Source organism: Nonomuraea sp. NPDC000554, assembly GCF_040300065.1.
Taxonomy (GTDB): Bacteria; Actinomycetota; Actinomycetes; order Streptosporangiales; family Streptosporangiaceae; genus Nonomuraea.
In genome coordinates this window covers 394,057-414,730 of record NZ_JBEPDC010000005.1, presented here as the reverse complement: position 1 = coordinate 414,730, position 20,674 = coordinate 394,057, and the positions used below count along the sequence as shown (strand labels likewise).

Sequence of the window (20,674 nt, the reverse complement as noted above, 5' to 3'; positions counted from 1 at the left end):
GACCCCTGACACTGGAATGGAGAGATACGCTGCGACCACGCTAGAACCGGTCCCGTACAGGAGTCAACATGCCGTTTGGCCATGACATGGTGTATTCGCTGGCCACTGTTGTTGAGCTGGTGAACACCTCGCCCTCGACGGGTGGCGACGACGGCCTGGCGGACCTCGCCGAGTTGCAATCCTTCGTCGAGTCGCGTCAGGTCAGTGGCATTGGCACGCTCACCCCGCGCGACCTGGGCCAGGTCCGCATGGTGCGGGAGGCGTTCCACCGCGTGTTCACCGCCCCCGACCTGCCCACGGCCGTGCGCCTGCTCAACGCGCTCCTGTCGGAGACGCGCATCACGCCCAGGCTGACCGAGCACGACGGGCACCCCCTGCACGTGCACTACTTCGCTCCCGACGCCACGCTCGCGGAGCACCTGGCCGCCGACTGCGGGGTGGCCCTGTCGCACCTGCTGGTCGACGGCGAGTGGGAACGCCTGCGCACCTGCTCGGCCCCCGACTGCGACAAGGTCTTCGTGGACGAGTCGCGCAACAGGTCCCGTGTCTACTGCGACAGCCGCACCTGCGGCAACCGCATGCACGTGGCCGCCTACCGGGCCCGCCGCCGCGCCTGACCGCAGGGCGGCCCCACGAGCCGGCTCACGGGCGGGCTCAGAGGCGCGCGAGCCAGCGCCTGGCGTCGCGGGCCGTCCGCAGGCGGATCACCGTCACCTCCGGGTGGCGGACGGCGCGGGCCGCGGTCTCCCGGCGGCGCCGGCCGTGCTGCGACCAGGCCCACCGGATCGGGTGATCGGGGGCGAGCCAGTCGCGCCAGCTCTCCCTGTTGCCGTTCCACAGCTCACGGCGGGTCAGCGCCCGCGCGAAGGAGCGGCGCACCACCCGCCACATCACGGTGCGGCGGGGCAGGTCGAGCCAGACGACCGTGTCGGCGCGCTCCCACAGCAGGTCGCCGAGGCTGCGGTGGTACTGGTCCTCGGTGACCCAGCGCGGCTGGGCGCTGAACCGGTGCACGTCCTGCTCGAACTCCCCGCGCTTCTGCCAGCCCGGCCCGTGGCGGAGGGCGTCCAGCTCATGGTGGGGTGCCCCGGTGACGGCGGCCATCTTCCTGGCGAGCGTGGTCTTGCCGGCTCCGGAGACGCCGGCGACGAGGACGCGTTCCATCGCCGCTCAGAGACCGGTCGGCGCGTGGCGGGCCTCAGCGGCCCGGTCGCGGGAGATCTCCGCTCCCACCTCGGGGAAGACCCGTTGCGCGCAGAGCGTGGTGATCTGTGGTGTCCAGTCCATGATCCAGGACTCTAGACCTGGTTCGGGATCGCCCCGCCGTACCGCCTGTCGCGCTTGGCGAAGATCTCGCACGCCTCCCACAGGTCGCGGCGGTCGAAGTCGGGCCAGAGCCGGTTCAGGAACACCATCTCCGCGTAGGCCGACTGCCACAGCAGGAAGTTCGAGAAGCGCTGCTCCCCCGACGAGCGCACGAACAGGTCGACCGGCGGGATCTCCGGCTCGTCGAGATAGCGCGCGAACACCTTCTCCGTCACCTTCGACGGTTTGACCCGGCCCGCCGCGATGTCCTCGGCCAGCTTCACGGCCGCGTCGACGATCTCGGCCTGGCCCCCGTAGTTCACGCAGAACTGCAGGGTCAGCTTGCTGTTGCGCTCGGTCATCGCCTCGGCGGTCTGCAGCTCGGAGATCACGCTCTTCCACAGCCGCCCCGGCCTGCCCGCCCACCGGACCCGCACGCCCATGGCGTTCAGCTCGTCGCGGCGGCGCCTGATCACGTCGCGGTTGAACCCCATCAGGAACCGCACCTCGTCAGGCGAGCGCCGCCAGTTCTCGGTCGAGAACGCGAACGCGCTGAGATACGGGACGCCGATCTCCAGCGCTCCCTCGATGACGTCGAACAGCGACGCCTCGCCCGCCTTGTGCCCTTCGGTGCGGGGCAGGTTCCGCTGCTTGGCCCAGCGGCCGTTGCCGTCCATGATGACGGCCACATGCCGGGGTACCAGCTCGCGCGGGATCGGCGGCGGGGTCGCGCCTGACGGATGCGGGGACGGAGGACGAACGCTCACACTGGCTCCCTTTCGACGTGTCGGAGAGAGCGTATTCCGTGTTCCAGGTGCCACTGCAGATACGCGGCGACCAGACCGCTGCACTCGGTGCGGTGGCGCGGCTCCGAGGAGTCGGCGGTGGCCCAGTCGCCGCGCAGCAGCGCCGTCATGAGCCCGATCGTCTCCCCGGCCGGGACGGCCGAGCCGGCCGGCCTGCACGCCCCGCACACCACGCCGCCCGCGACGATGGCGAAGGCCCTGACGGCGGGCGCCTGGCACTTGGCGCACGCCTCGAGCGCGGGAGCGTAACCGGCGACCGCCAGCGAGCGCAGGAAGTAGGCGTCGAGCACCAGCCTGGCCTCGTGCGTGCCGTCGGCCAGCGTGCGCAGCCCGCCCACCAGCAGCAGGAACTGCCGCAGCGCCGGCTCCTTCTCGCCGTGCGTCAGCCGGTCGGCGGTCTCCAGCATCGCGGTTCCGGCGGTGTAGCGGGGATAGTCGATCGCCAGCGCCTCGCCGTACGGCCTGATGGTCTCGGCCTGCGTGACGACGTCGAGCGAGCGGCCGGTGTGGAGCTGCAGGTCGACGTGCGTGAACGGCTCCAGCCTGGCTCCGAAGCGCGAGGTGGTGCGGCGCACGCCCTTCGCGACGGCGCGCACCTTGCCGGTGCGCTTGGCAAGGACGGTGACGATGCGGTCGGCCTCGCCGAGCTTCTGCGTGCGCAGGACCACGCCCTCGTCACGGTAGAGACTCACCACCACATCCTATGGCTGCACGGCTTTGGTCACAGACGAGCACTGTTGACACGACTTTGCGCAACCCTCACTAGACTTTGACGCCAGTCCCCGCACCACCCGTTGTTCAACCCCCCGCTACCGCCTCGTTCAACCCCCCGCTACCGCCTCGAAAGGGAGTCATGACCCGCGTGGTCCTGCTGGGCTCTTCGCCCAGCCCCGACACCGCTCCGACCGGCCTGAGGCTGGCCGCGCTGCCTGGCAATCCCACCGTGGCCGAGCGGCTGCGCAGCCAGCTCGTTTCCCTGGATCCGCAGCCCGCCACGATCCCCTCCGGTGACGTGGCCGCCGCGCTGCGCGCCGTGGCAGACGTCGCAGAGTCCGCAACGGAGAACCTCTTCATCATCCCGGACAACTCCGTCGTCCACGACGAGCTGATCTACCAGATCACCAAGGCCAAACGCGGCGCGCTGGCGCTCATCGCGAAGGAGCCGCGCCCCGAGGCGGGTGACGAGGTGCAGGAGGACATCGTCCCCATCGACGAGGCCGAGCCGGAGATCGGCATGAACCGGCTCGAGGGGCTGCCCGTCCGCTCCCGTGCCGGCAAGTCGCGCATCGTCTCGGTCGGCACCGCCAACCACCAGGTCACCAGGCCCAACGCGGTGATGCTGGGCCCGCTCCACATCAGCCTGCGCAACGCCCCGATGCTGGCCGAGACCTGCCGTGAGCTGGCCGCCATGGCCGACCGGTTCGGCCCCGACGACGACCTGGTGCAGATCATCGTCTTCGGGCTGGTGCGCAACGGCGTGTCGGTGGGCCTGCGCGGCCGCCGCGACCTGTTCTACCGCCGGGTCACCACCCAGGAGGAGGTCAACGAGGCGGGCGCCGAGATGGCCGGGATGAACGAGGACCGCGCCAGGCTCAACAACGCGGTCAAGGGCGCCGACGGCTTCTTCACCACGTACTTCGTCTCGACCTACTCCCGCTTCATCGCCCGCTGGGCGGCCAGGCGCGGCCTGACGCCCAACCAGGTGACGCTCATCTCGATCACGCTGGGCGTGCTGGCCGCGGCCTGTTTCGCCACCGGCGACCGGCCGTGGATGGTCGCGGGCGGCGTGCTCATCTACTTCGCCTTCGTCTTCGACTGCGTCGACGGCCAGGTCGCCCGCTACGCCCGCAAGTTCGGCGTGCTCGGGGCCTGGCTCGACGCCACCTTCGACCGGTTCAAGGAGTACGTCGTCTTCGCCGGCCTGGCCGTCGGCTGGGTGGTCTCCGGCAACGGCGACGACATCTGGATCCTCGCGCTCGCCGCGATCGGCCTCCAGTCAGTCCGTCACCTGCTCGACTTCTCCTTCGGCATCTCCAACCGCCGCAAGCCGCCGGCCCAGCTCCCCACGCTGGCGCTCGACGCCCCGTCCGACGGCGATCTCCGCAAGGCGCTGGTGCGCCGCAAGGAGGAGCGCAGCCAGGGCATCCGCGGTCTGCTCAAGATGTGGTCCAAGGCCGGCAAGTACCGCGCCGTGCACTGGGCCCGCAAGATGATCGTCTTCCCCATCGGCGAGCGGTTCGCGGCCATCGCGATCACCGCCGCCCTCTTCGACGCCCGTATCACCTTCCTCACGCTGGTGATCTGGGGCACCGTCGCCGCCGCCTACACCCTCACCGGACGCCTCATGAGGTCGCTCGCATGATCACCCACCCGCAGGCCGCCGCCACCTCCACGCCGGACCCCGACGAGGAACGCCGCCGCGTCCAGACCGCCCGCCTGCTCGCCTACCGCGACGACGGCCCGCTCGTGCACGCGCTGGCCGGCAAGCTCGGCAAGGGCCTGCCGCCCGTCCCCGCCACCCTCGCCGCCCTGCTCGTCATCGCCGTGGTCGCCGCCGCCGGCCTGCTGAAGCCGGGGCCGATGCTGCTGCTGCCCCCGCTGATCATGCTGGTGCTGGTGCTGCCCACCGCGCCGCGCGACCACCTGAGCCGCTTCGACTGGCTCACCCCTCCGCTGCTGCGCGGCGCCGAGTTCCTCACCATGATCGTGGTGGCGCTGCAGGCCGGCGCGCCCAAGTGGCTGCTGTTCGTCCTGGTGTACGTGGTGGGTTACCACACCTACGACACCGTCTACCGCACCCGGCAGAGCATCTGGCCGCCCGCCTGGGTCTTCCAGGCGGGGCTCGGCTGGGAGCTGCGGCTGCTCATCATCGGCGTCGCCGCCGCCTTCGACGTCCTCACGCCGGTGCTCGCGGTGCTGACGGCGTACCTGTTCGTGCTGTTCGCGGTGGAGAGCGTGACCAGCTGGGTGCGCCTCGACAAGGCGTCCGCCCAGGCGGGCGCCGACGCCGAGCAGGACCTGGAGGCGTCCCCGGAGGACGCCCTGGAGCAGGCCACCGGCGAGGCCGACAAGGGCTGACCCGACACGCACCTCACCCGGGCGGGCGCCGACTCCGGCGCCCGCCCGCGCTGTCTGCCGTGACCTTCAGTTCAGGAACGTCGCGGTCGTCGCCGCGAACCGGTCGGCGTCGTCGACCCAGGGGAAGTGGCCCGCTCCTGGCTGAACGACGAGCTCGGCCTTCGGGAACAGCTCGGCGAAGGTGGCCACGACGCTCGGAGGGGTGTTCAGGTCGACCTCTCCGGCGAGCAGCAGCACCGGCGCGGTGAACGCGGCGAGCGCCGCGCGGGTGGCGTCCGGGTCGAACGCGCCCTCCGCGCCGTAGGCGGCCGCGGCTTCGTCGTTGCGATGGCCGTCCTGGGCGGCCTGGTGGGCTTGTGCGGCCTCGTCCCATCGGCCGTAGAAGAAGGGCTGTATGGCCTGCCACCTGTCGTCGGTGGCGTTGCCGGCGACGATCGATTCAAGAGCCGCGAAGGCGGCTGCGAACCAGGGCTCGTCCGAGCGGAGCCGCGCGGTCGCGAGCCGGACCTCCCCGGTGGCCGCGATGCCGACGGCCACGGTGCTCGGGGTGATCAGCGCGAGCCTGCCGAGGCGCTCGGGGTGGCGGGCCGCGTACAGGGCCGCGACGTTCGCGCCTGCGCAGTGCGCGAGCAGGTCCACCCGGTCGAGGCCGAGGTGGACGCGCAGGGCTTCGACGTCGTCGACGAGGCGGTCGCAACGGTAGGAGGAGGCGTCCTCCGGTGTCGCGGACCGGCCTGTGCCCCGGAAGTCCACCATGACCAACTGCCGATGCGCCGACAGGCCGCCGAGTTCACCGAGGTAGTCGGAGTCCTGCATCGGGCCGCCTGGCAGGCAGATCACCGGGACGCCCTCTCCGTACACGTGGTAGGCGAGGTGGGTTCCATCATGTGCGGAGTAGGTCGGCATGGCGGAGATCCTGTCAACGGGGTTCCTGCCACGGCAACCGAGTATCTCGCCGGGCCAGATTGGAGAGCGCTCTCTGATCGGGCCTGACGGGTTGTTGACAGGGCGTTGAGGGTGTGTTTACGTCGCGTGAGAGAGCGCTCTCATCGCCCTTCGCATCCCCCAGGAGTAGCGATGACATCTCGACAACCCACGCGCCGCCGTCGGCTGGCCGTGGTCGCCTCGGTGGTGGGCTCAGTGGTGAGCATGGTCAGCAGCCTGCTGGTCTACGTGGCCGTGAGCGCCTCCGCCGCCGTGCCCCCCACCCCCTCCGGCTGGTCGCTGGTCTGGTCGGACGACTTCGACGGCCCGTCCGGCTCCGCGCCGTCGTCCGCGAACTGGATCGTCGACACCGGGCACGCGTATCCCGGCGGCCCCGCCAACTGGGGCACCGGCGAGATCCAGAACTACACGTCCAGCGCCTCGAACCTCAGCCTCGACGGCGGCGGGAACCTGCGCGTCACCGCGCAGCGCAGCGGCTCGGGCGAGTGGACGTCGGCGCGCATCGAGACCAGAAAGGCCGACTTCAAGCCCGCCGACGGGCGTGTCCTGCGGATCGAGGGCCGCATCCAGATGCCGAACGTGACCGGGCAGGAGGCGCTGGGCTACTGGCCCGCGTTCTGGGCGCTCGGCTCGCCGTACAGGGGGAACTACTGGAACTGGCCGGGGATCGGCGAGTTCGACATCATGGAGAACGTCAACGGCATCAACGCGGTCTGGGGCGTGCTGCACTGCGGCGTCAACCCCGGCGGGCCGTGCAACGAGACCACGGGCCTCGGCAACAACCGGGCCTGCCCCGGCTCCACCTGTCAGTCCGCGTTCCACACCTACCGCTTCGAATGGGACCGCAGCGTCAGCCCGAACCAGCTCCGCTGGTACGTCGACGGCCAGCAGTTCCACAGCGTCAGCCAGGCCCAGTTCGACGCGGGCACCTGGAACGGCATGACCGGTCACGGCGGCTACTTCCTGCTGCTCAACCTGGCCATGGGCGGGGCGTTCCCGGACGCGCTGGGCGGCCCGACACCGACCGCGGCGACCGTCCCGGGGCGGTCCATGCTGGTCGACTACGTGGCGGTCTGGCAGAGCGGCGGGCCCACCGTGCCCCCGGGCGGCGGCGTGGACGCCCGCTCGACCATCCAGGCCGAGGGCTACCAGGCGCAGGCGGGCACGATGGTGGAGACGACCACGGACACGGGCGGCGGGCAGAACGTCGGCGCCATCGCCAACGGCGACTGGCTGCGCTATGACCGGGTGGACTTCGGCAGCGAGGCGGCCAGGCAGTTCAAGGCCCGCGTGGCCTCCGGTGCGGCGGGCGGCGTGAGCGGGCTGATCCAGGTGCGGCTCGACAGCCCGACGGCCGCGCCGATCGGGGACTTCGCGCTGGCGAACACAGGCGGCTGGCAGAGCTGGCGGACGGTTCCGGCGAACATCTCCCCGGTGACGGGCACCCACACGGTCTACCTGACGTTCAGCAGCGGCCAACCGGCCGACTTCGTGAACGTCAACTGGTTCACCTTCTCGACCGCGTGACCACACGGCCGCGCCCGGCTCGGGCGCGGCCTCTCCAGGTGGCCGGCGTCTTTCGGGTTCTCAGCCCCTGGATGTCGGTGCTGATCGTCACGATTGCGGAACAATGCCGTTGTGAGCGAACTGCCGGTGATCGACATCGCGCCCCTTCTCACGGACGGGGACGCGGCCCACGCAACGGCGGACGAGATCGGCGCCGCCTGCCGTGACAGCGGCTTCTTCTACGTCACAGGCCACGGCGTGCCACCAGAGCTGCTGTCCCGGCTCGACACGGCGAGCAGGACGTTCTTCGCGCTGCCCGTCGAGGCGAAGAACGAGATCTCGATGGACCGGGGCGGCCGGGCCTGGCGCGGCTTCTTCCCGGTCGGCGGCGAGCTGACCTCGGGCAGGCCGGACCTCAAGGAGGGCGTCTACTTCGGCGCCGAGGAGCCGCCGGGCGACCTGCCGCTGCACGGCCCTAACCTGTTCCCCGAGCAGGTGCCCGAGCTGCGCGACGCCGTCCTGCGCTACCTGGACGAGATGACCGGTGTCGCGCAGACCGTGATGTCCGGCATCGCCCTCAGCCTGGGCCTGGACGCGGACTACTTCCGCACGGGCTACACCGCCGACCCCACCATCCTTTTCCGGATATTTCACTACCCGCCCGCCCCGCCGGACAGCGACGCGTGGGGCGTCGGCGAGCACACCGACTACGGCCTGCTCACGCTGCTGCTCCAGGACTCCAACGGCGGCCTCCAGGTGCACACCTCCACCGGCTGGACGGACGCGCCCCCGCTGCCGGGCACCTTCGTCTGCAACATCGGCGACATGCTCGACAAGCTCACGGGCGGCCTGTACCGCTCGACCCCGCACCGGGTCCGCAACCTCAGCGGCAACGACCGCCTGAGCTTCCCGTTCTTCTTCGACCCCGGCTGGCACAGCGAGGTCCCGCCGCTCCCGTACACCCCGGGCGGGCGCGCCCGCTGGGACGGCCAGGACCTGCGCGCCTTCACCGGCACCTACGGCGAGTACCTGATCGCGAAGGTCTCCAAGGTCTTCCCGCAGCTCGCCGGGGAGCTGTAGCCGGCCTGGTTCAGGGCGTTTCCCCGGGTGACACGAAGCCCGGTGCTCGACGTGGAGCGGCCGCGCCGAACGACTGCCGGTTCTGTCGAGCGGCGCCTGGTGGAACACCCGGTGAGTGGAGGGCCTCTTAGGAAACTCTTAGCGCGGGTGCGCAGAGTGTCGCCATGAACATGACGAAGCTCGTGGGGACCGCTTTGGCGGGGGTCATGGCGGTGGGCTGTGGCACCGCGCCGCAGGCCGCGACGGCGAGTGAGGGGCCGATGCGACTGGCAGGTGACACCCTGATCGTGCCGCTCGCCGGCGGGGAGGCCAAGGTCGAGCCCGCCTCGTTGAAGGTGACGGCGACAACCGATGACGGACAGGAGTTGCTGCTGTCGTCCGCCGTCGACGGCCTCGGCTCCGCATCGCGTCCCAGGATCGCACGAGGCGAGGCGAGCTGGGAGATCCCCGAGCGCGGGCTCAGCGTCGGTGTCCGCCCGCGCGACGGCCGCCTGGTCGTCGACGTCCGCTCCCGGACGGGGACCCTGGCCTGGCCGGTGACCGGCGCCGACCCCGCCACGACCTCGCTCCAACTGCCCAGCGGTGAAGGGCTGTCGCTCCCGGTGGCCGATCCCTGGTGGAACGCCCGCACAACCGACCTGGGCAGCGGCCTTCTCATGCCCTTCTGGGGCGCCACGATCGGCAGACACGGCGCCGCCTACATCACCCCGACCGACATCGGCACCAACCTGGCCGTCGCATCGGCCGGTGGCCGGCTACAGGCCACCGCGTCCCACGACTTCGCCACGGCGCCGTCCTACACCGTCGAGGTCGCGCTCACCGGCGACTCTCCCGTGGCGCAGGCCGCCGACTACCGGCGCTGGGTCATCAGCCACGGCGGGCTCACCACGCTGAAGGAGAAGATCCGCGCCAACCCGGAGGTGGCCAAGCTGGCGGGCGCCGTGCACGCCTACCTGTGGGGAGACGCCCGTTCCCCGCGGTCCATCAGGCGGCTACACGAGCTCGGGATCGACCGGATGTGGCTCGGCTACGACGCCGACGGCAAGGGCATGTCCCGGCAGGCGGTACAGGCGGCGAAGAAGGCCGGCTACCTCGTGGGCCCGTACGACAGCTGGGCCAACGCCCAGGATCCGAAGACCGCGGACACCTCGGTGTCGAAATGGCCGGGCAGGCTGTGGCCGGACGGCTGCGTCCACGACGCCGACGGCAGGCCGAAGGACGGCTTCGGAGGGCGCGGCTGCTACCTCAGCTCCCAGGCGCTGCCCCGTGAGGTCATCGCCGAGCGGGTCGACACGATGGCCGCCAACGGCGCGAACAGCTACTTCCTCGACGTCGACGCGGCAGGGGAACTGTTCGACGACCACACGCCCAGCCACCGCATGACACAGGAGCAGGACCGGGCCAACCGCATCGCCCGCATGCGCTACCTGTCCAGTGACCGCAAGCTGGTGCTCGGCTCGGAGGCGGCGGCCGGCTGGGCCAACCAGGTGCTGGCGTTCAGCCACGGCTCGACCACGCCGTCGCTGCAGTTCCTCTGGCCGTTGCGCAGGGACAAGCAGAACTGGGGCGGCTACTGGCCGCAGGACGCCCCAGGGCTCTTCTTCAAGCCGGTGGAGCTGCCCGCCGAAGCCGCCAAGGCCATGTACGATCCGCGCTACCGTGTCCCCCTCTACGGGACGGTCCTCCACGACGCGGTCGTCAACCTGGACCGCTGGGACCTCGACTACTACAAGATCACCAATGTCAAGCGGACCAAGGCGCTCATGTCCATGCTGTACGGCACGCCGCTCAACTTCGTCCTGAGTGGCTCCACCCTCGAACAGCGGGGGCCGGAGATCGCCAGGCTGCAGCAGGCGTTCTCGCGCGTTCACCGGGACACCATGACGCGGCCGATGACCGGCTTCGCCTGGCTGAGCTCGGACCGGCTCGTGCAGCGGACCACGTTCGGCGACCTCACGGTGACCGCGAACTTCGGCGAGCGGCCGTACCACGGTCTCGCGCCGGGCTGCGTGACGGCCGCCAGGAACGCCATGCGGCCGGAAACGTGGTGTGCCGCCCGCTAGAACAGGACATGACGGACCAGCACCGCAGAAACACAGGAGGTCGGATGCGGGTTCTTGTGGTCGATGACGACGTCGAGGTGGCCGAGGCCCTTTCCACCGTCCTGGAGCTCGAGGGTTACGAGGTGACGGTCGCCGCCGACGGCAGCGAGGGGCTCGGCCTGACCGTCGGCTGGCAGCCGGACGCGATGATCGTCGACGTGCTGATGCCCGTGCTCGACGGGCTGGCTCTCTGCCGTCATTTGCGCGCGGTGGGCGATCGGGTGCCGATCCTCATGCTCACCGCCCGCGACGCGGTCGCCGACAGGGTCGACGGCCTCGACGCGGGCGCGGACGACTACCTGCTCAAGCCCTTCGACGTGAGCGAACTGCTCGCACGGCTGCGCGCCCTGCTGCGCCGCGCCTATCCGGCGTCCGCCGACGTGCTGGCCTTCGCCGACCTGACCGTCGACACCCGCTCACGACAGGGCAGGCGCGGGGACCGCGTCATCGACTTGACCAGGACCGAGTTCGCGCTCCTCGAACTGCTGATGGTGAACGCCGGACAGGTGCTCACCCGTGAGCTGATCGTCGACCGGGTGTGGGGCTACGATCTCGACCCGTCGACCAACTCGCTCGAGGTCTACATCGGCTACCTGCGACGCAAGCTCGGCGAGCCCCGGCTCGTCCACACGGTTCGCGGGGTCGGGTACGTGCTGCGCGATGCCTAGGAACGCGCCGATACGCGCCCGCCTGGCCGCGACGGCCGCGCTCGCGGTGGCCGTCGTCGTCGTCGCGCTCACCTGGGCCGCCTACCTCATCGTCGGCAGGGAACTCAACCGCGAGCTGGACCTCAGTCTCATACGCACGTCCACGCGGGTCCAGCTCCAGGTCAAGGCAGGCAACCTCCGGGAGCCGAGCCAGTGCGGCCACCTGGCCTCACCCGGATGCGTCCAACTCCTTCGGCCCGGGGGCGGGGTGATGGAACCGGTTTCCGGCGCGCCCACCGTGCCAGAGCCGGCACGTCAGGTGGCACGCGGTGAGAAGGGACCGCTGTTCGTCGACGGGACGCTCGGCGGCCAGCCGATCCGCAGCTACGTTGCTCCTCTCCACGGCGGCGGCGCCATCATGACGTCCGTGCGGTCGGACGCGGCCGAGCGGGGGATGAAGCGCATCGGCGCGGCACTGCTGGCGCTCGGCGGCGGCGGCATCCTGACGGCGGGCCTCGCCGGCTACTTCGTCGCCCGCACAGGGCTGCGGCCCATTACCCGGCTCACCTCGGTCGCCGAGACGATCGCGGCCACCCGCGACCCCTCCCACCGCATCGAGGTCCACGGCGTCGACGAAGTGGCCAGACTGTCCTCCAGCTTCAACACGATGCTCGGCGAGCTGGACCGCTCGCTCACCGCGCAGCGGCAGCTCATCGCCGATGCCTCACACGAACTGCGCACCCCGCTGACCTCGCTCAGCGCCAACATCGAGCTGCTCAAGCGCGATCTGTCGCCCGAGCAGCGCTCCCGCGTCAGCAGTGCGCTGCGCCGGCAGTCTCTCGAGCTGTCGGCCCTGGTCAACGACCTCATCGAGCTCGCACGCGGTGAGGAGGCGCCCACCGACCTGCAGGAGCTGCGCCTCGACACCCTGGTGGCCGACTGCGTGGCCAGGGCCCGGCGCAACTGGCCGCAGGTCGAGTTCGCCGTGTCACTCGACCCCACACAGCTCGTCGGCGTGCGCAGCAGGCTGGCACGCGCGATCAACAACCTGCTCGACAACGCGGCGAAGTTCGGCGACGGGCGGGTGGAGGTGCGGCTGCGCCAGAGTCGGCTGTCCGTACGCGACCACGGCCCCGGCATCGCCCAGGAGGACCTGCCGCGGATCTTCGACCGCTTCTACCGCGCCCATGCGGCCAGGGGACTGCCGGGATCAGGGCTCGGCCTCGCGATCGTGCAGCAGGTCGCGCGTGCCCACGGCGCCGAGGTCACAGCGGAGAGCCCATCCGGTGGCGGCACGATCATTCGTCTCACATGGGCGGCCGGGGAGCATGCAGGGGGGTGACGCCAGTGGAGCCGTGTCTCAAAGGTCTCCAAGGTCTTCCCGCAACTCGCGGCACCCACGGCTCGTTCAGCGTGAACCAGGTGCCGACGCGGTCGCCGAGCCTGCCGTGCACGACGCCGGCGTAGTCGGCGAAGCGGTGCGCGGTGTCGCGCGCGGTCCAGCCGCCCTTGTCCTCCAGCGCCTGCGGCAGGTCCCAGTGGTAGAGGGTGACGTACGGGGTGACGCCGGCGGCCAGCAGCTCGTCCAGCAGCCTGTCGTAGAAGTCCAGGCCGGACGGGTTGACGCGGTCGAAGCCCTCGGGCAGCACCCGCGACCAGCTGACGGACAACCGGTAGGCCGACACGCCGAGGTCCTTCATCAGCCGGACGTCCTCGGGGTAGCGGCGGTAGTGGTCGCAGGCGGGGTCGCCGGTGCCGGTGAAGGTGTCCCAGATGGAGGGTCCGCGGCCGTCCTCCGCCGTGGCTCCCTCGATCTGGTACGCGGAAGCCGACACTCCCCAGACGAAACCGTCCGGGAATCTTGCTGTGCTCATCTGACGAGAACTCCTGCGCCGAGGGCCGATGATCGCAAGTTTGCCCCGGTTGGCGCGTCGCGCGCCACCGCGGCGAGGCGATATACAGAGCGCGTGGAACTGGACAGGCTGGACCGTGACATCATCGCCGCGCTCGTGGAGGACGCCCGCGCCACCTACGCGGAGATCGGGCACCAAATCGGGCTGAGCGCGTCGGCCGTCAAGCGGCGGGTCGACCGGCTGCGCGAGGCGGGCGCGATCACCGGGTTCAGCGCCAGGGTGGCGCCGCAGGCGCTCGGCTGGACCACCGAGGCGTACGTGGAGCTGTTCTGCCAGGGCAAGACCAAGCCGTCCGACATCGCGCTGGCCGTCGCCAGGTTCCCGGAGGTCGTCGGCGCGGCCACCATCACCGGCGAGGCCGACGCGCTGCTGCACATCAGGGCGACGGACGTGCGGCACGTCGAGCGGGTGATCGAGCGGCTGGCGGCCGAGTCCTTCGTGGTGCGCACGAAGAGCGCGATCGTGCTGTCGAGGCTGATCGAGACGCCCACAGGCGCGGCCCTTCCGGACGCGCGCAACAGATCGGGCGTCAGTGCGTGAGACTCGCAACGAAACACCGCCAACACGCAATGCCGACCGCTTGGCCTGCATAAACGTACTTTCTTAGGCTGTCTCCGTCCCCCTTCGGGACATCCCCCGACAACCACGACGGAGACCTGCATGCCCAAGCACTTCCTGATGTGCCGCCCCGACTACTTCACGGTGGAGTACGCGATCAATCCGTGGATGGATCCCGAGGCGGGCGCCGACCGCGAGGTGGCGATCCGGCAGTGGGAGGGCCTGAAGTCGGCGTACGAGAGCCTCGGGCACAAGGTCAGCCTGATCGATCCGGTCGAGGGCCTGCCGGACATGGTGTTCGCCGCGAACGGCGCGCTCGTGGTCGGCGGACGCGTCTACGGCGCCAGGTTCACCTTCCCGGAGCGCGCCGCGGAGGGCCCCGCCTACCTGCGCTGGTTCGCCGACAAGGGCTACCCGGTGACGGAGCCGACGCAGGTGAACGAGGGCGAGGGCGACTTCCTCACCCTGGACGAGGTGATCCTGGCCGGGACGGGCTTCCGCACCGACCTCGCCGCGCACCAGGAGGCACAGGAGTCGCTCGGGCGGCCGGTGATCTCGTTGACGCTGGTGGACCCGCGTTTCTACCACCTCGACACGGCGCTGTTCTCACTCGATGGCCGGAACGTCGCCTACTACCCGGACGCCTTCTCCCAGGGCAGCCAGGAGGTGCTCCGCCGGCTGTTCCCGGACGCGGTGCTCGCGACCCGCGAGGACGCCGAAGTGCTCGGCCTCAACGCGGTCAGCGACGGCACGAACGTGATCATCAACTCCGAAGCCTCCGACCTCCAGCTGGAGCTGAAGCGGCGTGGGTACGAGGTGATCCCCGTCGAGCTGTCCGAGCTGCGCAAGGCGGGCGGCGGCCCGAAGTGCTGCACACTGGAGATCAGGGGGGACAACTGACATGAGCACCAGCGCGGAGCTGATCGAGGCCAGCGAGCGCCGCAGCGCGCACAACTATCACCCGCTCCCCGTCGTCATCCACGAGGCGCACGGCGCGTGGGTCACCGACGTCGACGGCGTGCGGTACCTGGACTTCCTGTCCGGCTACTCGTCGCTCAACTTCGGCCACGGCAACCCCAAGATCATCGAGGCGGCCCAGGAGCAGCTGAAGAACCTGACGCTCACCAGCCGCGCGTTCTACCACGACCAGTTCGCGAGGTTCTGCGCCGGGCTCGGCGACCTCACGGGCAAGGACATGATCCTGCCCATGAACACCGGCGCGGAGGCCGTGGAGACCGCGATCAAGGTGGCCCGCAAGTGGGGCTACGAGGTCAAGGGCGTCCAGCCGGACCAGGCCAACATCGTCGTGATGGAGGACAACTTCCACGGCCGCACCACCACGATCGTCAGCTTCTCCACCGACCCCGACGCGCGCGGCGGCTTCGGCCCGTACACCCCCGGCTTCCGGATCGTGAAGTACGGCTCGGTCGAGGCGATCCGCGAGGCGATCGACGCGAACACGGTCGCGGTGCTGGTCGAGCCGATCCAGGGCGAGGCCGGGGTGCTGGTGCCGCCGGACGGCTACCTGACGCAGGTGCGCGAGCTGTGCACCGAGCAGAACGTCCTGATGATCGCCGACGAGATCCAGTCGGGGCTCGGCCGCACCGGGCGGACGTTCGCCTGCGACCACGAGGGCGTCGTACCGGACGTCTACGTCCTGGGCAAGGCGCTGGGCGGCGGCGTCGTCCCCGTCTCGGCGATCGCCGCGAACAAGGACGTGCTCGGCGTGATCCAGCCCGGCCAGCACGGCTCCACGTTCGGCGGCAACCCGCTGGCCTGCGCCGTCGGCAACGCGGTGATCGACCTCCTGAACACCGGCGAGTACCAGGAGCGGGCCGCCAGGCTCGGCGAGCTGCTGCACGCGCGGCTGCGCGAGCTGATCGGCGACGGCGTGGTGACCGTGCGCGGGCGCGGGCTGTGGGCGGGCGTCGACATCGACCCGTCGCTGGCCACCGGCCGCGAGGTCTCCAAGGCGCTGATGGCGCGCGGCGTGCTGGCCAAGGACACGCACGGCTCCACGATCCGGCTCGCGCCGCCGATCGTGATCTCCGAGGAGGACCTCCTCTGGGCCGTCGACCGGCTCGCGGACGCGATCGCCTCGTTCAGGTAGTCCCCCAGGTAGTCCACGCCACAGGCGGCAAACGGCACGGCTCGCAGCCCAGAGGGTGCGAGCCGTGCCACCCCGCGTGTGCCTGAGCGGGGCTCGATGGGCGCGCGCCGAGCGCGCCGCGGGGCCGAGCGCTCGCGCGCCGAGCGGGCGCGCGCCGTGCCGCCGTGCTGCCGTGCTGCCGTGCTGCCCGTGGGTTACCGGGAGCGCGTCGGTTCCGGCCTGCCTGCCGGGGACTCGATCGGTTTCGAGGTCGTCGCCTTCTCGTCCGGGTCAGGGAGGGCGGGGGTCGGCGTGATCGTCCGAGTGGGCGCCGAAACAGTGGGCACCGACTCGGTGGGCACCGACTTGGTGGGAGCCGACTCGGTGGGCACCGGCTCCGCCGTCGCCGTCATCTCCGCCGTCATCTCCGCCGTCGGCGTCGCCAGCGCGGGCTCGGACGTCGACATCGAGCAGCTGCCGTCCTCGCTCGCGTCAGGCGCGTCCGGCAGCTGGTCCACGACCTCGACGTTCAGCTGCGCGGTCAGTGCGAGCACGCTGCCCTTGGGCGCCTTGGCCAGCTTCTCGTCCACGACCGTGGACCGCTCGCCCAGCAGCATGTGCGTGTCGGGCGTGAAGATGAGCTGTTCGAGCGTCCCCCACGGCGAGACGTGGCCGAGCGCCACGCCCTTGCGTCCGGCCGAGTCCTCGACCCCTTCGGCCACCTGCACGCCCGGGATCGCCTTGATCGTCTCGAACAGCGCCTCACGCTGCGGACGGGGCAGATAGGTCTCCCTGAGCAGGTCGCTCACGCCGCTGAACGCTCGCGCGTCGGCGTCCTCCCCCTTCGCCGTGTCGTTCGCTGTGGCCGTCGCCGTGTCCGTCGCTGCGTCGGTCGCTGTGGCCGTCGGTGTGGCCTTCGGCAGGTCCCGGTAGAGGCGCTCGCGCAGCGCGGCCGGGTCGGTGGGCAGCGTGCTCAGGTAGGCGTAGTCGCGCCGGTTGTCGCCCATCCGGCCGGGGCACGACGCGAGCTGCGACCAGGACGCCCCCTGCCAGTCCTTCGCCTCCTCGGGGAGCTGCTCGCCCGGCCACGGCTTCGGCTCCCTGCCCTCGATCAGCAGCAGCCCGTTGGCGCTCGCGTCGACCGACTGCCAGATCTTCCTGTGCGTCCGGTACAGGTAGTGCGTGCTGCCCTTCTCGGACATGGACTCCGACGTCCACATGGTGTCGGACTCGACCAGGATGAACTGGCCCGGCTTCGGGTCCAGCTCGCCCGGCGTGACGGCGGCCGACACCGATGTGCCGGGCCCGCCGGCGCCCGTCCCCTGCGCTGACAGCGTCACGGCCACGCCCCCGACCAGGGTGACGGTCACCCCGAATGCGGCCGCCGCCTGCCAGCCCAGCCGCGGGAGGCGAAAGCGCCGCCCGCCGCGCGTCTCCCGCACCAGCCGGTCGCGGGCCCGGGCCCGCGCGTCCTCCTCGAACCTCGGAGCGGCCGGACGGCCCTCCGCGAACACCCGAATCTCGTCATCCATGCTGGGGCTCCTCTGCGAAAGGGTCGGTGCCGCCGAGCGCCCTGCGCACCTTCACGCGCAGCCGGTGCAGCCTGGACCGGACCGTGCCCACGGGCACGCCGAGCGCGAGCGCCGCCTCCTCGTAGGTGAGGTCCGCCCACGCCACGAGCAGCAGCAGGTCACGCTCGCCCGCGCTGATCCTCGTCAGCGCGCGGGCCAGCCTGGGCTGGAGCTGCTCGGCCGTCACCCGGTCCGCGCTGCGCTCGTCGAACGTGCCTGGACGCTCGACGCTCACCTTGGCCATGGCCTGGTTGCGCCGCCGTTCCGACCGGCGGTGCTGGGCCACGACCTTGGTGGCGATGCCGTACAGCCAGGGCCTGGCGTCGGGCCACGACCGGTCGTAACGCCCCCTGGACCGGAACGCGACGAGGAACACCTCTCCTGTCACGTCCTCGGCCAGTTCGGGTCCGAGCCGTCTGGCGGCGTACCTGTGGATCTCGTCGGCATGCCGGTCGAACAGCTCGGCGAAGATCTCAGGGTCGCCGAGCGAATGCCCGATCAGCGTCGAGTCGTCCAGCGTTTCAGGTTTCTCCTGAACACCCACCACGTCGCGGTCCTCTCTCATGCGGTCACCCTGTTCTTGGCCGCACCCGGGACCCCGGTTCCCACTATTTCTGGCGCCGCCAGGCGAGCAGGCCGTCGGGCGCCGTGTCCTCGACGAACCCGGCGGCGTCCAGTTCGGTGTCGAGGGCCCGCCTGCCGGGCCGGTGGCTCTCGCTGATCACCTCGTCCTCGCTGATGACGACGCCGTGCTGCTTGACCTGGTAGAGGAAGCGGTACCGGACCATCTCGCCCTCGACGGCGAGCGCCTGGCCCTGGATCTCGTAGAGGTGGCGGCCGACCTGGTAGGAGCCCATGACCTCGAGCGGGCCGGGGGCGGGCGGGGTCCAGGGCCGCCAGTTGAACACCAGCAGGCCGCCGGGTTCGAGCTGCCTGGCCAGCACCGGCCAGAGCGCCTGCCGGTCCTCGGGGCGCAGGCCGTACAGGACGGAGATCATCACGACGGCCTCGACGGGCTCGTCGACGTCCACGTCGAGGGCGCTGCAGGGCAGGACGGTCACCCGCGACAGCAGGCCGGGGCGTTCGGCCAGGCGGGAGACCAGGACCGAGCGCATGCCGAGCGACGGCTCGACGGCGTAGATCTCGGCGGGCGTCTCCCAGGCGATGAGCTCGGTGATCAGGCCGGTGCCGGCGCCGATCTCCATGACGCTGCGGCGCACGCCGCTCAGGAGGGGAGGAAGCAGCCGGCGGATCTCTGGAACGTGCCCGTCCTCGTGCCACAGGTCGTAGAACGGGACGGCGACGGAGTACTGGTCTGCGTTCACAAACTATGAACGATAACCGTTTTCATGGCAGCTGTATAGAATCGATCCGCTTGACAGCGTTGCCGGTTGATTCGTACCACGTTACCTGGTTGGGCAGGGTAAGCGTGGCCAGCGCGTTCTGGAACCACGGCCCCTTGACCACCCGCCAGCGGAACGGCGGCCTCGGGATCCGGGCCAGCCGCGCCAGCAGGGCGCCGACCAGCGTGGCGAGGCCGAACTGGCTGAAGACGTTGGCCCAGCGCAGCACCGGGCTGAGCGGGTTGCGGATCGGCGAGCAGACGATCTGGTAGATCGGCCCGCCCCGCGCCTTGGCCACGTACGAGTAGTGCACGTCGCCGGAGAGGATCAGCACCGGCTTGCCGACGCGCATCAGCAGCCTGCTCAGGTCCTCGAAGGAGCGGCGGAAGGCCGCCCAGTGCTCCAGGTCGAACGCCTGCCTGAACCGCTCCGACAGCCGTTGCACGATCGCGCCCCACGCGCCGTCGCACAGCGCCTCGTTCCAGTTCTGCACCGCGTGGACGCCCTCGGGCAGCAGGAACGGGATCGACGAGCCGATGACCAGCCGGTCGGCGGGCCTGGAGACCTGCTCTTCCAGCCAGGCCCACTCCGCCGGGTCGAGCATCCGCCGGTCGCCGGGGGTGAGCTGCCTGGCGCACCGGGAGTCGACCATGATGAGGCGGGTGCCGCCGAGCTCGCGGGCGTAGCTCCAGCGGCTGCTGCCCGGCTCGGCGTCGGCCCGCTCGGCGAAGGCGTCGAGTGCGTCGCCGCCCGCCCCCTTGAGCAAACTCCGCAGCAGCGGGTCGGCCGCCCGCTCCGCCGGCGACAGGTTGCCCAGGTGCTGGTAGACCCAGTACGCGCCGAGCCCGGCGATCACCCTGCGACGCCACCAGCTCGTCGCGGCCATCTCCTCGCGCCAGGTCTGGGAGGTGTTCCAGTCGTCGCGCAGGTCGTGGTCGTCGAAGATCATCGCCGTGGGGAGGGTGGACAGCAGCCAGCGGATCTCCGGGTCGGTCCAGGCCCGGCGGTAGAGCTCGGCGTACTCCTCGAAGTCGGCGATCTCGCCGTGCGGCGGGTCGTCCCTGCGGGCGCCGATGAACTCCAGCATCTCGGGCGACGGGTTGTCGGCGTACACCTGGTCGCCGAGGAGCAGCAGCAGGTCGGGCCACTCCTCCTCGCCGGCCGTCATCAGGTGCTCGCCGTAGGAGCGCAGCACGTCCTCGCCGTGGGTGAGGACGTGCGCGGTGTCGTGCGGCACGCTGGTGCGGCACGAGCCGAACGCCAGCGTGTGCGGCCCCTCGGCACCGAGCAGCCGGATCCGGCTCGCCGGCCGGCCTTCCAGCGGCCAGACCCGCTCGCCGTCGAGCTCCACGGCGTAGGAGTCGACGTCGGCCGTCAGGCCGGTGAGGTCGACCAGGGCGTAGTGGTGCCCGTGCACCGTGAACGTGGGCGCGCTGTAGGCGGCGCTGTCGCCCGTACTGTCACCGGCGCTGGCCGCCCGCACGGTGACCGTGCAGGGCTCGCCGGTCTCCACCCAGACCGTGGCGCTGTCGGCGTCGACATAGCGCAGCATCGGCCCGACCACCAGTGCGGGCATCCCACCCCCCGTTTTCGCCAGTTAGGCACACTCGAGATCCGCGGCGTGCCAGAGTGGCACGTTCACAGCTCGGCGATCAGCAGCTTGGATCTGATGACAGCAGATCAGCTCCGGCGTGGGAACGCAAAACCGATGCGCCATCAAACGCCCCGCCG

The 20,674-nt window shown here is 70.8% G+C and carries 19 protein-coding genes and 1 pseudogene; 11 read left to right on the top strand and 9 right to left on the bottom strand.

Going from position 1 to position 20,674, the window contains the following annotated elements:
• Window positions 1–68 precede the first annotated feature (68 nt).
• On the top strand, window positions 69–617 hold the full coding sequence (locus ABT294_RS13190) for a CGNR zinc finger domain-containing protein (protein WP_350805650.1): 549 nt from the start codon (window positions 69–71) through the stop codon (window positions 615–617).
• Between the two features lie 37 nt (window positions 618–654).
• Here the strand turns inward: ABT294_RS13190 and ABT294_RS13185 are convergent, their stop codons facing one another.
• The 3 genes from ABT294_RS13185 to recO all read right to left on the bottom strand — a co-directional run bounded on the left by ABT294_RS13185 (window position 655) and on the right by recO (window position 2,803).
• Entirely contained in the window at window positions 655–1,164 is a 510-nt protein-coding gene (locus ABT294_RS13185; protein WP_350805649.1) for a P-loop NTPase family protein, read from the bottom strand.
• 134 nt (window positions 1,165–1,298) lie between these two features.
• Window positions 1,299–2,072, bottom strand: coding sequence for an isoprenyl transferase (locus ABT294_RS13180; RefSeq protein ID WP_350805647.1), 774 nt, complete (start codon window positions 2,070–2,072; stop codon window positions 1,299–1,301).
• A complete protein-coding gene (recO, locus tag ABT294_RS13175; RefSeq protein ID WP_350805646.1) occupies window positions 2,069–2,803 on the bottom strand; it encodes a DNA repair protein RecO in 735 nt (244 codons plus the stop codon). Before recO ends, ABT294_RS13180 begins: the two co-directional genes overlap by 4 nt.
• Before the next feature lie 161 nt (window positions 2,804–2,964).
• On the opposite strand from recO, the gene ABT294_RS13170 reads away from it, so the two are divergent.
• Complete coding sequence (locus ABT294_RS13170) at window positions 2,965–4,473, top strand: CDP-alcohol phosphatidyltransferase family protein (RefSeq protein WP_350805644.1); 1,509 nt, start codon at window positions 2,965–2,967, stop codon at window positions 4,471–4,473.
• The gene (locus ABT294_RS13165; protein ID WP_350805641.1) at window positions 4,470–5,189 is read left to right on the top strand and encodes a DUF5941 domain-containing protein; all 720 of its coding nucleotides are present in this window, start codon (window positions 4,470–4,472) and stop codon (window positions 5,187–5,189) included. Before ABT294_RS13170 ends, ABT294_RS13165 begins: the two co-directional genes overlap by 4 nt.
• Before the next feature lie 66 nt (window positions 5,190–5,255).
• On the opposite strand, the gene ABT294_RS13160 is transcribed toward ABT294_RS13165, so the two are convergent.
• Window positions 5,256–6,095 (bottom strand): alpha/beta fold hydrolase, encoded by an 840-nt coding sequence (locus tag ABT294_RS13160; RefSeq protein WP_350805640.1) that lies wholly within the window; start codon window positions 6,093–6,095, stop codon window positions 5,256–5,258.
• Window positions 6,096–6,266: 171 nt separating this feature from the next.
• Between ABT294_RS13160 and ABT294_RS13155 the strand changes: the two genes are divergently transcribed.
• From ABT294_RS13155 to ABT294_RS13135, 5 genes are all read left to right on the top strand, one after another.
• Window positions 6,267–7,661 carry a glycoside hydrolase family 16 protein gene (locus ABT294_RS13155; RefSeq protein ID WP_350805638.1) on the top strand — a complete coding sequence of 465 codons (1,395 nt, stop codon included), beginning with the start codon at window positions 6,267–6,269 and terminating at the stop codon, window positions 7,659–7,661.
• 111 nt (window positions 7,662–7,772) lie between these two features.
• Window positions 7,773–8,720 (top strand): isopenicillin N synthase family dioxygenase, encoded by a 948-nt coding sequence (locus ABT294_RS13150; protein ID WP_350805635.1) that lies wholly within the window; start codon window positions 7,773–7,775, stop codon window positions 8,718–8,720.
• Window positions 8,721–8,884: 164 nt separating this feature from the next.
• The gene (locus ABT294_RS13145; RefSeq protein ID WP_350805634.1) at window positions 8,885–10,783 is read left to right on the top strand and encodes a glycoside hydrolase; all 1,899 of its coding nucleotides are present in this window, start codon (window positions 8,885–8,887) and stop codon (window positions 10,781–10,783) included.
• A 44-nt stretch (window positions 10,784–10,827) separates the two neighbouring features.
• Window positions 10,828–11,490 (top strand): response regulator transcription factor, encoded by a 663-nt coding sequence (locus ABT294_RS13140; protein WP_350805633.1) that lies wholly within the window; start codon window positions 10,828–10,830, stop codon window positions 11,488–11,490.
• A complete protein-coding gene (locus ABT294_RS13135) occupies window positions 11,483–12,811 on the top strand; it encodes a sensor histidine kinase (RefSeq protein WP_350805632.1) in 1,329 nt (442 codons plus the stop codon). The genes ABT294_RS13140 and ABT294_RS13135 overlap by 8 nt, the downstream gene beginning before the upstream one ends.
• A 37-nt stretch (window positions 12,812–12,848) precedes the next feature.
• Here ABT294_RS13135 and ABT294_RS13130 read toward each other — a convergent pair.
• Window positions 12,849–13,343, bottom strand: a pseudogene (locus ABT294_RS13130) (glycoside hydrolase family 1 protein); the annotation flags it as partial.
• Between the two features lie 93 nt (window positions 13,344–13,436).
• On the opposite strand from ABT294_RS13130, the gene ABT294_RS13125 reads away from it, so the two are divergent.
• The 3 genes from ABT294_RS13125 to rocD are packed head-to-tail and all read left to right on the top strand — an operon-like array spanning window position 13,437 to window position 16,050.
• A complete protein-coding gene (locus ABT294_RS13125) occupies window positions 13,437–13,922 on the top strand; it encodes an Lrp/AsnC family transcriptional regulator (RefSeq protein WP_350805630.1) in 486 nt (161 codons plus the stop codon).
• Window positions 13,923–13,967: 45 nt separating this feature from the next.
• Window positions 13,968–14,840 (top strand): dimethylargininase, encoded by an 873-nt coding sequence (gene ddaH / locus ABT294_RS13120; RefSeq protein ID WP_350805706.1) that lies wholly within the window; start codon window positions 13,968–13,970, stop codon window positions 14,838–14,840.
• Between the two features lies 1 nt (window position 14,841).
• Window positions 14,842–16,050 carry an ornithine--oxo-acid transaminase gene (rocD, locus tag ABT294_RS13115; protein ID WP_350805629.1) on the top strand — a complete coding sequence of 403 codons (1,209 nt, stop codon included), beginning with the start codon at window positions 14,842–14,844 and terminating at the stop codon, window positions 16,048–16,050.
• A gap of 194 nt (window positions 16,051–16,244) precedes the next feature.
• Here the strand turns inward: rocD and ABT294_RS13110 are convergent, their stop codons facing one another.
• The 4 genes from ABT294_RS13110 to ABT294_RS13095 are packed head-to-tail and all read right to left on the bottom strand — an operon-like array spanning window position 16,245 to window position 20,519.
• A complete protein-coding gene (locus ABT294_RS13110) occupies window positions 16,245–17,561 on the bottom strand; it encodes a CU044_5270 family protein (protein WP_350805628.1) in 1,317 nt (438 codons plus the stop codon).
• Window positions 17,554–18,165: an RNA polymerase sigma factor gene (locus ABT294_RS13105; RefSeq protein ID WP_350805625.1), complete on the bottom strand. Its 612-nt coding sequence runs from the start codon at window positions 18,163–18,165 to the stop codon at window positions 17,554–17,556. Before ABT294_RS13105 ends, ABT294_RS13110 begins: the two co-directional genes overlap by 8 nt.
• Before the next feature lie 43 nt (window positions 18,166–18,208).
• On the bottom strand, window positions 18,209–18,925 hold the full coding sequence (locus ABT294_RS13100; protein ID WP_350805624.1) for a class I SAM-dependent methyltransferase: 717 nt from the start codon (window positions 18,923–18,925) through the stop codon (window positions 18,209–18,211).
• Window positions 18,926–18,947: 22 nt separating this feature from the next.
• On the bottom strand, window positions 18,948–20,519 hold the full coding sequence (locus tag ABT294_RS13095; protein WP_350805621.1) for an alkaline phosphatase D family protein: 1,572 nt from the start codon (window positions 20,517–20,519) through the stop codon (window positions 18,948–18,950).
• Window positions 20,520–20,674 lie beyond the last annotated feature (155 nt).